The sequence below is a fragment of the Winogradskyella sp. ABM4_392 genome (assembly GCF_056160445.1).
The window spans coordinates 274,434-290,229 of record NZ_JBSWXE010000003.1; the positions used below are offsets into that span (position 1 = coordinate 274,434).

The 15,796-nt window shown below is 33.9% G+C and carries 20 protein-coding genes; 19 read left to right on the plus strand and 1 reads right to left on the minus strand.

Going from position 1 to position 15,796, the window contains the following annotated elements; translation table 11 throughout:
- Nucleotides 1–10: 10 nt before the first annotated feature.
- Nucleotides 11–859, minus strand: coding sequence for a DUF2911 domain-containing protein (locus ACXAFS_RS09895; RefSeq protein ID WP_475306685.1), 849 nt, complete (start codon nt 857–859; stop codon nt 11–13).
- Nucleotides 860–1,009: 150 nt separating this feature from the next.
- Here ACXAFS_RS09895 and ACXAFS_RS09900 point away from each other — a divergent pair, with 150 nt between their 5' ends.
- From ACXAFS_RS09900 to ACXAFS_RS09990, 19 genes are all read left to right on the plus strand, one after another.
- On the plus strand, nt 1,010–1,339 hold the full coding sequence (locus ACXAFS_RS09900; RefSeq protein WP_475306687.1) for an ArsR/SmtB family transcription factor: 330 nt from the start codon (nt 1,010–1,012) through the stop codon (nt 1,337–1,339).
- A 37-nt stretch (nt 1,340–1,376) separates the two neighbouring features.
- The gene (locus ACXAFS_RS09905; protein ID WP_475306688.1) at nt 1,377–2,267 is read left to right on the plus strand and encodes an arsenite methyltransferase; all 891 of its coding nucleotides are present in this window, start codon (nt 1,377–1,379) and stop codon (nt 2,265–2,267) included.
- Nucleotides 2,268–2,283: 16 nt separating this feature from the next.
- Nucleotides 2,284–2,898 (plus strand): low molecular weight phosphatase family protein, encoded by a 615-nt coding sequence (locus tag ACXAFS_RS09910; protein WP_475306689.1) that lies wholly within the window; start codon nt 2,284–2,286, stop codon nt 2,896–2,898.
- A 6-nt stretch (nt 2,899–2,904) separates the two neighbouring features.
- A complete protein-coding gene (arsB, locus tag ACXAFS_RS09915; RefSeq protein ID WP_475306691.1) occupies nt 2,905–3,948 on the plus strand; it encodes an ACR3 family arsenite efflux transporter in 1,044 nt (347 codons plus the stop codon).
- Between the two features lie 101 nt (nt 3,949–4,049).
- Complete coding sequence (locus ACXAFS_RS09920; RefSeq protein ID WP_475306692.1) at nt 4,050–4,706, plus strand: TetR family transcriptional regulator C-terminal domain-containing protein; 657 nt, start codon at nt 4,050–4,052, stop codon at nt 4,704–4,706.
- A complete protein-coding gene (locus ACXAFS_RS09925) occupies nt 4,707–6,017 on the plus strand; it encodes an ABC1 kinase family protein (RefSeq protein WP_475306693.1) in 1,311 nt (436 codons plus the stop codon).
- A gap of 1 nt (nt 6,018) precedes the next feature.
- Entirely contained in the window at nt 6,019–6,657 is a 639-nt protein-coding gene (locus ACXAFS_RS09930) for a flavin reductase family protein (protein ID WP_475306694.1), read from the plus strand.
- Nucleotides 6,657–8,078: an SDR family oxidoreductase gene (locus tag ACXAFS_RS09935; RefSeq protein ID WP_475306696.1), complete on the plus strand. Its 1,422-nt coding sequence runs from the start codon at nt 6,657–6,659 to the stop codon at nt 8,076–8,078. The genes ACXAFS_RS09930 and ACXAFS_RS09935 overlap by 1 nt, the downstream gene beginning before the upstream one ends.
- Entirely contained in the window at nt 8,075–8,212 is a 138-nt protein-coding gene (locus ACXAFS_RS09940) for a DUF2256 domain-containing protein (RefSeq protein ID WP_331810214.1), read from the plus strand. Before ACXAFS_RS09935 ends, ACXAFS_RS09940 begins: the two co-directional genes overlap by 4 nt.
- Nucleotides 8,194–9,501, plus strand: a complete 1,308-nt coding sequence (locus tag ACXAFS_RS09945) for a DASH family cryptochrome (RefSeq protein WP_475306697.1) — start codon at nt 8,194–8,196, stop codon at nt 9,499–9,501. The genes ACXAFS_RS09940 and ACXAFS_RS09945 overlap by 19 nt, the downstream gene beginning before the upstream one ends.
- Before the next feature lie 149 nt (nt 9,502–9,650).
- Nucleotides 9,651–11,126 carry a cryptochrome/photolyase family protein gene (locus tag ACXAFS_RS09950; RefSeq protein WP_475306698.1) on the plus strand — a complete coding sequence of 492 codons (1,476 nt, stop codon included), beginning with the start codon at nt 9,651–9,653 and terminating at the stop codon, nt 11,124–11,126.
- Nucleotides 11,126–12,616 carry a cryptochrome/deoxyribodipyrimidine photo-lyase family protein gene (locus tag ACXAFS_RS09955; RefSeq protein WP_475306700.1) on the plus strand — a complete coding sequence of 497 codons (1,491 nt, stop codon included), beginning with the start codon at nt 11,126–11,128 and terminating at the stop codon, nt 12,614–12,616. Before ACXAFS_RS09950 ends, ACXAFS_RS09955 begins: the two co-directional genes overlap by 1 nt.
- 100 nt (nt 12,617–12,716) lie before the next feature.
- Nucleotides 12,717–13,142, plus strand: coding sequence for a hypothetical protein (locus ACXAFS_RS09960; protein ID WP_475306701.1), 426 nt, complete (start codon nt 12,717–12,719; stop codon nt 13,140–13,142).
- A 2-nt stretch (nt 13,143–13,144) separates the two neighbouring features.
- Nucleotides 13,145–13,417, plus strand: coding sequence for a TIGR03643 family protein (locus ACXAFS_RS09965; RefSeq protein WP_475306702.1), 273 nt, complete (start codon nt 13,145–13,147; stop codon nt 13,415–13,417).
- A 55-nt stretch (nt 13,418–13,472) separates the two neighbouring features.
- A complete protein-coding gene (folE, locus tag ACXAFS_RS09970; protein WP_475306704.1) occupies nt 13,473–14,165 on the plus strand; it encodes a GTP cyclohydrolase I FolE in 693 nt (230 codons plus the stop codon).
- Nucleotides 14,166–14,168: 3 nt separating this feature from the next.
- On the plus strand, nt 14,169–14,396 hold the full coding sequence (locus ACXAFS_RS09975) for a hypothetical protein (RefSeq protein WP_076621008.1): 228 nt from the start codon (nt 14,169–14,171) through the stop codon (nt 14,394–14,396).
- 4 nt (nt 14,397–14,400) lie between these two features.
- Nucleotides 14,401–15,084, plus strand: coding sequence for an SDR family NAD(P)-dependent oxidoreductase (locus ACXAFS_RS09980; protein ID WP_475306705.1), 684 nt, complete (start codon nt 14,401–14,403; stop codon nt 15,082–15,084).
- A gap of 3 nt (nt 15,085–15,087) precedes the next feature.
- Nucleotides 15,088–15,627: a glutathione peroxidase gene (locus ACXAFS_RS09985; protein ID WP_475306706.1), complete on the plus strand. Its 540-nt coding sequence runs from the start codon at nt 15,088–15,090 to the stop codon at nt 15,625–15,627.
- Nucleotides 15,628–15,629: 2 nt separating this feature from the next.
- Complete coding sequence (locus tag ACXAFS_RS09990) at nt 15,630–15,794, plus strand: Lacal_2735 family protein (RefSeq protein ID WP_475306708.1); 165 nt, start codon at nt 15,630–15,632, stop codon at nt 15,792–15,794.
- Nucleotides 15,795–15,796: the final 2 nt, after the last annotated feature.

Consider the following 15,796-nt stretch of genomic DNA (forward strand, 5'->3'; position numbering starts at 1 on the left):
TTAGCTACTATTACATAGCTCCCCATTCTTTCAAAGAATCTTCGTTCATTTTAATATAATCAGCATTTCCTGCTGCTTTTGCACCTTCAAGAGATTTCTTTGCAGCCTCTATAGCTCCTTTTTTATCACCATTTGCTGCATGTATTAAAGATTGTTGTCTTAAATACCAAAAACGTGGTTCTTTTTCTGTCATTTTTACAGCTTTGTCAATCCATTTCATTGCTTGATCTAAGTCTTTACCTTCAGATAAATTGTATACTGCTGCAGAGTAATAATCACCAGCTGAAGGACCAGACATTACATTTTTGATAGAAGCTGATACTTTCTCTTCTGTTGGGACTTTAAAAGTAACGGCAGCATAAGTGTTTTCCCATACGAAACCAATACTTGCAGAATTATTAGTTAAATCATCAAATCCAATAGTCCAAGTCTCAACATCCATTGGCATTTCATAAACTTTTACAGAAGCCTTTGCTGCAACTTTAGAATCATCCCATTCAGCTGGTGTTCCCCAGTTATTTGTATCTGAATAAAATACAATGTCCCAAGAGTCCTTATTTGGAGTGATAAATATGGCATAAGAACCTGCTTTTAGTTTGCTACCTTCTATAGAAACATTATCACTAAAAGTAACAGTAGTGTTTTTATTGGCACCAGCACGCCACATTTTTCCATAAGGTACAAGATCCCCAAATATTTTTCTTCCTTTCATACTTGGACGAGAGTATTCTAAGGTTACGTCTGTTAAACCAACCTTCTGCTCTATTTTAGTAAAAGGACTTGGCTGTGGTGTTTCCACCTGTGCGTTTACCTTAAACATTAAGGTTAAGGCAAATGCAAAAAGTACTAATTTTTTCATTTTATAAATGTTGATTAATGTTTTGTTAAAATTACGACATAACATAAGTGCAGTATGTTAACGAATACCTAAAAATGAAAAATTAACATTGAAATTGCGTTTGACAACTTATTTAATCGTAATATTGCAATATAATAATTAAGAAAAATTATGGGACTTACGAAATCTGAGATTTTCACAGAAGAGCAAAACCAAATTGCTACAATAGCAAAAGCATTTGCGCATCCTGCAAGAGTTGCAATTTTACAACACATAATCAATTCTAATACCTGTATCTGTGGTGATTTGGTGGAAGAAATTGGTTTAGCACAAGCTACAATTTCTCAACATCTCAGAGAATTAAAAAATATTGGATTAATTAAAGGAAATATAGAAGGCACTAGTGTGTGCTATTGTATAGATGAAGATAATTGGACTAATGCAAAGAATCTTATCTCTCAATTTCTGGATTATGAATCTAAAAAACCCAACTGTTGTTAAACCATATTGATTATACATCAATACAAAACATATAATTATGAAAACTGAACAAGAACTTAAAGACATCGTAAAAGAACGATATGCAAAAATTGCCGAGCAAGGTAAGATTGAAAATGCTTCATCTTGTTGTGGCGCCACTACTCCATCCAACAAAGTTTATAACATAATGATGGATGATTATTCTGAAACTAAAGGTTATGTCAGTGATGCTGACTTAGGTTTAGGTTGCGGGTTACCCACGCAGTTCGCTTTAATACAAAAAGGTGATACCGTTATAGATTTAGGCTCTGGTGCTGGTAACGATTGTTTTGTAGCGAGACATGAAACTGGTAGCAAAGGAAAAGTTATTGGTATAGACTTCACTCCTATTATGATACAAAAGGCACGCATTAATGCTGAAAAACTTGGCTACAACAATGTTGAATTCAGAGAAGGTGATATCGATAATATGCCTGTAAGCGATAATGTTGCTGATGTTATTGTTAGTAATTGTGTACTTAATCTAGTGCCTAACAAACAAAAAGTTATCAGTGAAATTTTCAGAGTATTAAAACCTGGAGGTCATTTTAGTATTTCTGATATTGTTTTGGTAGGTGATTTGCCAAAAGCATTAAAAGAAGATGCCGAAATGTATGCTGGATGTGTGGCTGGCGCAATTCAAAAAGAGGAATATCTAAAACATATTTCTGATGAAGGTTTTGTGAATGTTAATATTCAAAAAGAAAAGCCTATCACTATTCCAGATGATATTTTAAGTAAATATTTGGATAAAGAGATGATCGAACAGTTTAATTCTGAAGATGTTGGTATTTTCAGTATCACAGTATATGCTGAAAAGCCTGGGAAAAAGGAAAAAAAACCAAAACTTCAACTTTCAAATTTAACGGATGATGAGCCTTGTTGTTCACCTGATGGCAACTGTTGTTAAATCCAAAATCTAGATCATGATATACCCAACGTTAAAAGAAAATATTGAAAACTTTGATACAGCTTCAATCCCTGAAAAACGAAAAAAAATACTTCAACCTTTAATAGATTTTATTCAATCTAAAGTTGATGCCAAAACCACTGTAAACCTAAATTTTATTTGTACGCACAACTCTAGAAGAAGTCATTTATCACAAGCTTGGGCACAAGTCTTGGGTACGTACTATGGCATTGATAATCTGTTTTGCTATTCAGCTGGTACAGAAGCTACTGCTTTATTTCCTGTAGCAGCAGAAACACTTTCTAACGCTGGATTTAATGTAGAAACATTATCTGAAGGCAACAATCCTGTGTACAGTTTAAAGTATGCTGAAAACACGCATCCTATAATTGGATTTTCAAAAACCATTGCGTCAGAATTTAACCCTCAAAGTGGTTTTGCCGCCATAATGACCTGCTCTTCGGCGGATCAAGGTTGTCCTTTTATTGCTGGTGCGGAAAAGCGTATTCCAATTACTTACGAAGATCCAAAAATAGCGGATGGAACTCCTCAACAAGCCGAAAAGTACCTGGAACGTAGCACTCAAATCGGCACTGAAATGAAGTTTGTTTTTTCTCAAATAAAGCACTAATCAAAAATGAAAAAGAAACTCAGTTTTCTAGATAGCTACCTAACATTATGGATATTTTTAGCCATGATTTTGGGAGTTGGGATAGGTTACTTTTTTCCAAAATTTCCAGAGCTAATTAACTCTTATAGTAGTGGCTCTACAAACATTCCTATTGCCATCGGACTTATATTAATGATGTATCCTCCACTGGCAAAAGTTAATTATAGCTTACTACCTAAGGTTTTTAAGGATGTAAAAATATTATCAATTTCATTAGTGCTCAACTGGATTATTGGCCCTGTTTTAATGTTTGTTTTGGCCATACTATTTCTTCAAAATCACCCAGAATATATGGTAGGCCTTATTCTTATTGGTTTGGCACGTTGTATAGCTATGGTATTAGTATGGAATGATTTGGCAGAAGGTAGTAGTGAGTATGGTGCTGGTTTAGTGGCATTAAATAGTATTTTTCAGGTGTTTGGTTATAGCTTTTATGCCTATCTGTTTATCACTGTGCTACCACCCTATTTTGGTTTTGAAGGTGCTATTGTAGATATATCTATTGCAACCATCGCAGAGAGTGTTGCTATTTATTTAGGTATTCCTTTTTTACTTGGCATATTGTCGCGCCTAATCTTGGTAAAACTTAAAGGTGAAGCTTGGTATACACAAAAGTTTATTCCAACAATTTCACCATTAACATTAATTGCATTGTTATTTACAATTATTGTGATGTTTTCATTAAAAGGTGAACTGATTGTTGAGATTCCTGGTGATGTACTTATTATAGCCATACCATTGTTAATCTATTTTACCTTAATGTTTCTTATTGGCTTTTTTGTGAGCAAATCAATGGGAGCACCTTATGATAAAAATGCAGCTATTGCTTTTACAGCTGCTGGTAATAATTTTGAATTAGCCATTGCAGTTGCCATTGCAGTTTTTGGACTTAATTCTGGCCAGGCCTTTACAGGAGTTATTGGCCCTTTAGTAGAAGTACCAGCATTAATTCTATTGGTACGTGTCGCTTTTTGGTTGCGCAAAAAGTACTATACCAAATCAAAAGCATAAGCCTAAAAAATCTGCTTGCTTTATATTGGGAGTTAAATTTTGTTTAACTTTTAATTTATATCGTTAAACATTTTGTATCTTTACATTGTAAATCTATTACAATGGCAAAGAAAAAAAACATAAAGCAAGCAGATCTTATTTCTTATTATATGGATTATGTCCTTACACATAACCAACAACCAAAATCGGTATATGTGTTTGCAAAGGACAATAATTTTGAAGAACAACAATTCTATCAGTTCTTTTCGTCATTTGATATTTTAGAACAATCCATCTTCAAAATATTCTTTGATAATACAATTACAGTTTTAGAGAAAAGTGATGACTACGCTTCCTTTGATGCACGCAATAAGCTTTTAAGCTTTTACTTCACTTTTTTTGAAATTCTAACAGCAAACAGAAGTTATGTCGCTTATGCTTTGGGTGAACACAAAAAGTCATTAAAAACATTACGCACTTTAGCACCTTTAAAACAGCGTTTTACAAATTACATTGAATTGCTAGATATCAAAACCATTGATTTAAAGCAAGAACAATTAACCAAATTACAGCAACGTAGCATTAAAGAATCAGCATGGTTGCAATTGCTTCTAACGATGAAATTTTGGTTAGACGACAGTTCACCTTCATTTGAAAAAACAGATGTATTTATTGAAAAATCAGTACGTGCAAGTTTTGACCTCATAGATACCACACCACTTAAAAGTTTAATTGACTTTGGGAAGTTTATTTACAAAGAAAAAATACACAGCAATTAAATGAAGACCATAGATAGCATACCTATATCAAAAATATCTCGTGCCTCAAAACTGGTAACCACAGGTGCAAAAGTTGGTGTTAACTACTTAAAATATTATGGTGATAAGATTACCAAATCTGAAGCCGAAGCTAAAGAACGTCTTAATCAAAATAATGCTGAGGACATCTACGACAGCTTAAAACAACTTAAAGGAAGTGCTCTCAAAGTGGCACAAATGCTTAGCATGGAAAAAAGCATTTTACCACAGGCTTATGTAGAAAAATTCTCGTTGTCCCAATTTTCGGTACCACCATTGTCACCACCATTGGTTATAAAAACATTTAAAAAATACTTTGGGAAACATCCCGATGATTTATTTGATACTTTCAATGCAACTTCAGTCAATGCTGCTAGTATTGGCCAAGTCCATATTGCAGAAAAGGATGGGAAAAAATTTGCTGTGAAAATCCAATATCCTGGAGTTGCAGAGAGTATCGCATCAGATTTAGCATTGGTAAAACCAGTGGCTATAAAGATGTTTAATATAAAAGGAAAAGACTCCGACAAGTATTTTAAAGAAGTTGAAGACAAACTTACAGAAGAGACCAATTACAACCTCGAAATAGCACAAAGTAAAGCTGTTGTAGACGCTTGTAAGCACATTCCGAATTTAAAGTTCCCAGAATATTACGAAGATTTATCATCTGAGCGTATTATAACCATGGATTATATGGAAGGTGAACATCTTTCTGAATTCGCCAGTCATAATACAAATAAAGCGTTGGCAACTCAATTAGGTCAAGCGTTATGGGATTTTTATATGTTTCAAATTCATAACCTTAAAAAAGTACATGCCGATCCGCATCCAGGTAATTTCTTAATTTCTAAAGACGGACAACTTATTGCTCTAGATTTTGGTTGTATGAAAACTATTCCTGAGAAATTCTACAAACCTTATTTTGAACTTGCGGAAAAAGATACTATCAATAACCCTGAAAAATTCAAAGAAAAACTCTACGAACTTGAAATATTAAGAAAAGATGATTCCGAAGAAGAGATTATCTTTTTTACCGACATGTTTCATGAGCTATTAAGCCTTTTTACACAACCCTTTCACTCAGAAGAATTTGACTTTTCGGATGCTAATTTCTTTGGAAGAATTACAGAAATGGGTCAGAAATATTCGAAAAGTACAGAATTACGTAACATGAATGGTAATCGTGGTTCTAAGCATTTTATTTACATCAACCGAACCTTTTTCGGACTGTACAACCTAATGTTTGACCTTAAGGCCGAGAACATCAAAATCAACAATTTTTTAAATCTTTAATATGGCAACCTTTAGTATTCAAGACATAGACAACATGCATCATTTGTATCGCATCAACCTAATTAACAGTTGTAGTGGTTACAAATCTGCGAATCTAATTGGTACTAAAGACAATTTAGATGTTACAAATGTTGCGGTTTTTAGTTCCATTACGCATTTAGGTTCTAATCCTGCTTTATTAGGTTTTTTCCTAAGACCAACAACAGTTATTCGAAATACTTATGATAATATAAGGTCCACTGGGAAATTCACCATCAACCATATTCATGAAGATATTTTAGAAGACGCACATCATACCTCAGCGAAATACGATGCTACGATTTCAGAATTTGATACCACTAAACTAGAAGAAGAATATAAAGACAATTTTTTTGTGCCTTTTGTAAAGGGTTGTCCGATACAAATGGCCATGAGCTATGTAGAGGAATATGCAATTGAAGCCAATAATACCATACTATTAATAGGAAAAATTGAAAACCTTTACGTGCAAGACGATTTGTTGGAAAAGGATGGATTTATAAACTTATCTAAAGCTAAAGTAGCCACTATTAATGGTTTAGACGGTTATGCCATCCCGAATTTAAAACAGCGATTAGAATACCAACGCCCAAAACCAGAATTTGCAATACCTAATGACTAATGCAAATACTAATTACAGGAACAACAGGCTACATTGCCAAAAGATTAGCGCTTCAACTTCTTGAGGAAGGACATGAGTTGGTTTGTTGTGTTCGTGATTTAAATCGCATTCCAGACGAAATTGAAGAACATCCTCAATGTTCTTTTATAAAAATGGATTTTCTAAGTCCAGAACCTAATAAAATTCCAAAAACCATAGATGCGGCTTATTACCTCATTCATTCTATGGCCACAGATGCTGACGATTTTGAAGATTTAGAACGTCAGTGTGCTCATAATTTTAAAAATCTTGTTGAAGCTACTGAATGTAAACAAGTTATCTATCTCAGTGGTATCGTTAACGACGATTCACTTTCTAAACATCTAAAATCGCGCTTACAAGTTGAAGAAACATTAAAATCTGACAGCTATGCCCTGACAACATTTAGAGCAGGTATTATTGTAGGTAGTGGTAGTGCTTCTTTTGAAATTATAAGAGATATCGTAGAGAAGCTTCCGGTTATGGTTACGCCAAAGTGGTTGAACACAAAAACTCAACCTCTTGGTATTAGAGATGTACTCACCTACTTATCACAAGCCCTAGGCAAAGAAGCACTCTACAATAAATCCTATGACATTTTTGGTCCTGAAGTATTAACTTATAAGGAAATGCTTTTACAATTTGCAGAAGTACGTGGTTTAAAACGGTATATCTACACCTTACCTGTTTTAAGCCCTAAACTTTCTTCTTATTGGCTCTATTTTGTCACTTCAACATCGTTTCAATTGGCCCAAGCCTTGGTCGATAGCATGAAAGTGGAAGTCATTGGCAAACCAAGTGATATCAATACACATATAGACATTTCGCCGCTTTCTTATAAAGAGGCTGTTGAATTAGCTTTTCAAAGAATTGAGCAAAACAGTGTAATCTCTAGTTGGAAAGACGCAGTCAGTAGCGGACGATTTAAAGATCAGCTATCTAAACATATAGAATTACCGCAGTATGGCTGCTTTAAAGATATACGCTCCAGAACGATAGAAAATGAAGATTATACGCTGAATAAAATCTGGAGTATTGGTGGTCGTAATGGCTGGTACAGTTTTAATGGTTTATGGAAAATAAGAGGCTATGTAGATAAGCTCTTTGGTGGTGTTGGACTTAGAAGAGGACGTACGCACGACACTTATCTTGAAGCTGGAGATCCTCTAGATTTTTGGCGCGTACTTTTTGCAGACAAACAAGAAAAACGACTACTCCTATTTGCCGAAATGCGCCTACCTGGTGAAGCTTGGCTTGAATTTAAAATTGTAAAAAATAAACTCTACCAACGTGCCGTATTTAGGCCAAAAGGACTTTGGGGTCGTTTGTATTGGTATATGGTTTTACCATTTCATGCCTTTGTTTTTAAAGGAATGATTAATGCCCTAATAAAACCCGAATGAGAGGTGTAAAAAAACAACATCTACCCACAAAAATATGCCCAGTTTGTGAGCGACCTTTTACTTGGCGCAAAAAATGGGCAAAAAATTGGGACAACGTAAAATATTGTAGCGAAAAATGCAGAAAAACGACATAAAAAATCTGATTTGGTTTAGAAATGATCTCAGAACTATAGATAATACTGTTTTAAGCGAAGCTACTAAAAATGGTAATACTGTTTTTGGTGTGTATTGTTTCGATCCAAAACAGTTTCAAATTGATGCTTTTGGTTTTAGAAAAACAGAAAAATTCAGAGCACAATTTTTAATTGAAACCATTAAAGATTTAAAAGCACAACTTAGTCAACTCAACATAGAATTATTAGTATACAACGAGCATCCCGAATTAATAATTCCGAAGCTTTGTAATACACTAAATGTTGAAGCCATTTACCTTCAAAAGGAATGGACACAAGAAGAAATTGACACTGAAAATGCAGTTAAAGCAAACATTGACAATGTGACTTGGCATCACATTTACAATCAATTTCTATTTCATCCTGAAGATATCAATTTTGAGATTTCAAAAACACCGCAAGTCTTTACGGTTTTTAGAAAGAAATTAGAAAAATACATCAGTATTAGGCCTGAGGTTGAAACACCACAACTGTCGAAAAGTAATCGTATCGAAAACACTACAAGGATTCCAACACTTTCAGATTTAGGTTTTAATAATTTTGAAATACATCCACACTCAGCATTTCCGTTTAAAGGTGGTGAAACTTCAGCCCAAAACCGATTGAATGACTATTTTTTCAATACCAAAAAACTAGGTTTTTATAAAAAAACCAGAAATGGTTTGGTAGGCAAGGATTATAGTTCAAAATTTTCGCCTTGGCTGGCTAATGGCAGTATCTCTGCCAAAGCGATCTATTGGAAAGTAAAGCAATTTGAAAAAGAACATTACAAAAACCAATCCACCTACTGGTTAATTTTTGAATTGATTTGGCGCGACTATTTCAAATACATTTCTCTGAAGCATGGCAACCAGATTTTTAAACTCGAAGGCATACTAAACAAAGATTATAATTGGTCTACAAATCGTACACAAATTCAACAATGGATTAATGGAGAAACAGCGTCTGACTTTGTAAATGCCAATATGATAGAACTTAAAGAAACAGGATGGATGAGCAATAGAGGTCGCCAAAACGTAGCATCCTTTTTTGCTAAAGAGTTAGAGTTAGATTGGCGCATAGGTGCTGCGTATTTTGAATCCCTTCTACTCGATTATGATGTGCACAGCAACTATGGTAATTGGATGTATGTGGCTGGAGTTGGTAACGATCCTCGTGATCGTAAATTCAATGTACAATTGCAAGCCGAGCGTTACGACAGCAATGGAAAATTTAGAAATCTATGGTTACAACCGAGTTTATTCCTGTGAAAACAGGAATCCCTCTATTGGTAGTAACATCTATCGTTTAAGCTGTATTAAAAGAATTAGACAACCTTCAAGTTTTAAAATCTTGTTGGTCGTAAAAGTAAAGAAATTATAAGACTAAAATAAGATTCCTGCATTCGCAGGAAGTAAACATGAAAAAAAACGACTACATATTACTATTTCCTCATCAATTATTTCAGGATTCACCTATTCTTGAAATCGATTCTGCTATTTACCTCATTGAAGAATATCTGTTTTTCAAACACTATAAATTTCATAAACAGAAAATAGCGTTCCATAGAGCATCTATGAAGGCTTATGAAGATTATTTAAAATCGAAAGGCAAGACAGTAAATTATATTAAAGCAACTTCAGACGATAGTGATATCAGAACATTGATACCTAAACTCATAGACAATGGTACAGAAACGCTTCATGTTATTGACCCAACAGACAATTGGTTAGAAAAGCGTATTAAATCAAATTCAAAAGACATTACAATTGAATGGTATGAAAGTCCACTGTTTATCAATACAAAAAAAGACCTCAGCTCATTTTTTAAACCTTCAAAAAAGAAATTTTTTCAAACTTCATTTTATAAAGAACAACGAAAAAAACGAGACATTTTAATGGTTTCCCAAGAACCTGAAGGAGGTAAATGGACTTACGATTCTGAAAACCGAAAGAAATATCCAAAAGACAAAACACCACCAAACATTCAGTTTCCTGAAGAGTCTGAATATTATGAGGAAGCGAAAAAGTACACAGAGAAACATTTTGATAATCACTATGGTGAACTAAACGACTTTATCAATTATCCTATCGATTTTGAATCTTGTGAAGCGTGGTTACAGCAGTTTTTTGAGTACCGTTTTCATGAATTTGGTGTGTATGAAGATGCCATTGTAAAAGAAGAGCATTTTTTAAACCATAGTTTACTTTCGCCTTTGATTAATGTTGGTTTGCTAAATCCTTCAAGCGTTATTGATAAAGCCATTACTTATGCCAAAGAAAATGATGTACCAATCAATTCAACAGAAGGTTTTGTAAGGCAAATTTTAGGCTGGCGCGAGTTTATAAGAGGTGTTTACGAAGTAAAAGGCACAGAGGAACGCACCAAAAACTTCTGGAACTTTGACCGAAAAATTCCTGCATCATTTTACGATGGTTCTACTGGCATAAAACCCATAGACGATGTAATAAAAAAAGTATTAAAAACAGGTTATGCTCACCATATAGAACGCCTAATGATTCTTGGGAATTTTATGGTGCTTTGCGAGTTCGATCCAGATGAAGTTTACCAATGGTTTATGGAATTATTTATTGATTCCTACGATTGGGTTATGGTGCCAAATGTGTATGGCATGAGTTTGTTTGCCGATGGTGGTTTAATGTCTACAAAACCATACATAAGCAGCAGCAATTACATTATGAAAATGAGCAACTACAGCAAAGGTGAATGGCAAGACACTTGGGATGGCTTGTTTTGGACCTTTATGGATAAGCATCGTGATTTTTTTGAGAGCAATCCTAGATTAGGCATGCTTTTAGGCAACCTAGATCGTATGAAAAAGGTTACGCTAGAAAACCATTTTAATAAGGCAGAAAAATTCCTCAATACGCTATAATGACTAACAAACCACATATTAATGTTGTATGGCTAAAGCGCGATTTACGACTTCAGGATAATGAAGCTATTACTAATGCGCTCAGCACTGCTAAACCTACACTACTGCTTTATGTGTTTGAACATATTTTACTAAACGACAATCATTATAGTGAACGACATTTTAACTTCATTAAAGAATCAATCAATGACCTTAACAAGCAATTAGAGCCATATAACACCAAAGTATTAAGCGTTACGAGTGATATTCAAACAGCATTTAATTTAATTCAAGAATTCTATAAAATAGATGCCATTTTCTCTCATGTAGAAACAGGCATTCTAGTGACATACAATAGAGATAAAGAATTTACACGTTATTGTCGTAATAACTTTATCCGTTGGAGCGAAAGCAAAAACAATGGTGTAGAACGTGGGCTAACCAATAGAGACAACTGGTTAGAACAATGGGAAGACTATATGAGTCAACCACTTGTAGAGTTTAATCCACAAGAAAATCAGTTACTTCACCTTAATGCCATAACTACATTAGAAAGTGTACTTACAGTTACAGACTTAGACACACCAAAAGACTCAATATTTCAAAAAGGTGGAAGTTCTACTGCTTGGAAATATGCTTCGTCATTTTTTGAGAATCGTCATAAAGACTATATGTTCAACATATCAAAACCAGAAGCATCACGTACCAGTTGCAGTAGGCTTTCGCCTTATATTGCCTGGGGAAATGTTTCTATCCGACAGATTTTTCAAAAAGCTCAAAACCTTAAAGAACAAAGCAACGATAAAAGACATATTGGCGGTTTTTTATCGCGATTACGATGGCAAGCCCATTTTATTCAAAAGTTTGAAATGGAACATACCATGGAAAACGAAAGCGTTAACAAAGGGTATCAAAAATTAAAAAAGAGTATTTCCTTAAAATACCAACAAGCCTGGAAGGAAGGTCAAACAGGTTTCCCTCTAGTAGATGCAAGCATGCGTTGTTTAGTAGAGACTGGTTATGTAAACTTTAGAATGCGTGCCATGCTTGTATCCTTTTTTACACATATTTTGTGGCAGCCTTGGCAAAATGCCTCAGAACACTTATCGCGACAGTTTTTAGATTTTGAACCTGGTATTCATTTTCCGCAATTGCAAATGCAAGCAGGTGAAACCGGAATTAATAATCTAAGAATTTATAATCCAACATTAAACGGACTTAAGCACGATCCTGATGCTGATTTTATAAAAAAATGGGTACCAGAACTTGCACATTTAGATGTGCCTTTTATTCATGAACCTTATTTAATGACTGAATTAGAACAAGGGTTATACAACTTTAAATTAGGTGAAGATTACCCAGAGCCTATTGTAGACATAAAGGAAAACAGAAAGCGTGCCAGCGATATTTTATGGAATATGAAAAAAGATCCTGAGGTGGTAAAAGAAAGTTTTCGCATTTTAAAACGACACACTTTACAAGACAGAAGTAGACTATTAAAGACTGATTAATAGTATTTTTTTAAAAGTCAGAACATACTTTCATAATTCTCTGTTAATTTTTGTTTAACTATTATTTTAAAAGGTTAAACATTTGTATCTTTACGTAGTTATGATTTTAAATACCACACATTTTAATTCTGAACACAAACAAATCATTACCGACCTTGTTGGCAGTCCTTTTAGTTTGGTACAGAAATTGAAAATGAAAGGTATAGGCTCTAAACGAATGATTATTGACGAAGTAAGTCCGAATATGCAAAGTATCATGAATACGGTTTCGGATATTAATTATGCTAACATAGAGCTCAGACCAAAAGGTATTTTAATTATGATTAACAAAGGTCTGAAAAATTTTACGTGGATAATACCATATTACCAGCTAGTAATTTACAAGGTAAACGGCTCTAGTTTACATGCGCAAGGACGGTTTATTCATTTTAGAAACAGTAAAACATTTAAAGAGAATAAAAAGTTTTTTGACAAACTTTTAGACGAAAAAGTAAAATACGATTTACAATATTCGATGCCTGCATAAGTATGACTTTAAATGAAAGACAAATAGATCGTGTAATTGAGATGGCTTGGGAAGATCGCACACCATTTGAAGCCATTACATTTCAATTTGGTTTAAAAGAACAAGAAGTTATAGAACTTATGCGACGCGAAATGAAACCAAGTAGCTTTAGAATGTGGAGAAAACGTGTGCAAGGAAGAGCTACAAAACATATGAATAAAAGACCCTTTGACAAAGGCAGATTTAAATGCTCTCGTCAAAGAAGTATATCAAACAACTCTATTTCAAAACGATAACTCGTGCTTTGATTTAAGCTTGGAGTACTTAAATACAGCACATTAAAAAGATGCTATGAAAACTAAAATTATTCCTAACAGAAATGGTCATCAACTCAATGGATTATCTATAGATGACATTGGAGATGACCATTTATTTACTGGTATAGACACACCAATGAAAGCCAATGCTTTTGAAATGTCTAATGATGAAAAAAAACAACGTATTTCTATTCTGTTCTCAGAGATTATGGATGTACTTGGCTTAGACCTTACTGATGATTCTCTAAAGGGAACACCAGACAGAGTAGCTAAGATGTACATTGAAGAAATTTTTTCTGGTTTAGATCCAGAAAACAAACCTAAAGTTGCACTTTTTGATAATAAATATCAATACAATCAAATGCTTGTAGAAAAGGACATTACTTTCTATTCTAATTGCGAGCATCACTTTGTACCAATCATTGGAAAAGCGCATGTAGCCTATAAATCATCTGGTAAGGTCATAGGATTATCTAAACTCAATCGTATAGTACAGTATTATGCCAAGCGACCACAAGTGCAAGAAAGATTGACGCAACAAATTGCTAACGAACTAAAAACAGTTTTAGAAACAGACGATGTGGCCGTAATTATAGATGCTAAACATCTTTGTGTGTCTTCTAGAGGTGTTAAGGATGATACATCATCTACAGTAACAACCTACTATGGTGGAATATTTAACACACCAGAAAAAATTGTTGAATTGCAAAACTATATAAATAATTAAGCTATGGATATATTAGAAAGAGCCGTTGAATTCGAAAACAGAAAGTTTTCTTTCAAAACAACAAGCGACAGAATTTTAGCTGCTAGAGAGGCTAAGGAAATCATCTTAGGTGTTAATGAAATTTATAAGAAGAAAAAAGACGCCAAATTAATGGATCTTATGAAGCGAATAACAGTAATAAAACAAAAGATTGAAAAACGTTTAAAAGGGCGTCCATTAACAGCTGCGTAACAACATGAAAACTATTATAGTAGTCGGAGGAAGCAAAGGTATTGGCAATGCTATTGTCTCATCTTTGCTTCCTTCATTTAAGGTAATTAATATAAGTAGATCAGAACCAGAGCAATCTCATGATAATCTAATACATCATCAGTGTGATGTTATTAACGATGAATTGCCAGAAATTGATTCGGCTGATGGCTTGGTATATTGCCCAGGAAGCATCAACTTAAAACCTATAAATAGGTTAAATTTAGACGATTTTAAAAACGATTTTGAAATTAATGTTTTGGGTGCTGTAAAAACAATTCAGAAGTATCTGGCAGTATTAAAAAACGCTCAACACCCTTCAATAGTGCTATTCAGTACAGTGGCTTCTAAATTAGGTATGCCGTTTCATGCTAGTGTTGCTGCTTCTAAATCTGCAGTAGAAGGATTAACAAAATCACTTGGTGCAGAATTAGCTCCAACCATTCGTGTTAATGCCATTGCGCCAACTGTAACAGATACAGATTTAGCATCTAAACTGTTGCGCAATGAGCGTATGATAGAGAATATGAAAGACCGTCATCCCTTAAAGAAATATTTACAGCCAGAAGAAGTGGCAGATATGGCAACCTTTCTGCTTTCAGACAGAGCGGCTGCACTCTCTGGTCAAGTATTTGAAATGGACTGTGGCATAGTAAGTTTTAAAATTTAGATTATGAATCCGATAAAAGCATTTGTTGGTACTTTAAAAACATCTGACAAAGCAATAAAACAAAACGCTTTACAACCATTATATGCTATTAAAATCAATAGCTTGCAAGGTAAGGCAATAGACCTTTCAGCATATAAGGGTAAGAAAATACTTTTTGTAAATGTAGCTTCCAAATGTGGATTTACACCTCAATATAGGGAGTTACAAGAACTTGCAGACACCTACAAAGACCAATTAATAGTTATTGGTGTGCCATGTAATCAATTTGGTGCTCAAGAACCTGGTACTGCAAAAGATATTGAAGAATTTTGCCAGGTTAATTATGGTGTTTCCTTTTTAATTACAGAAAAAATTGATGTGAAAGGTGCAAACCAACATCCACTTTACGAATGGTTAACATCAAAACGCTTAAACGGCAAACAGAATTCTACTGTTAAATGGAATTTTCAAAAATACCTTATTGATGAACATGGTGAATTTTTAGATTATTTTTATTCTATTACAAAACCAACTAATTCCAGAATTACAAAATACTTGAAATAGCTATGTTTGGATTATTTAAAAAAAGCTCTGAAAAAGAAAAATTACAAAAGCAATACGAAAAACTTATGGCAGAATGGCATAAGTTATCGACAACCAACAGAGCGGCAAGTGACTTAAAATACGCTGAAGCTCAAAAGGTTTTAGAACAATTAGAAGCGCTTAAATAATT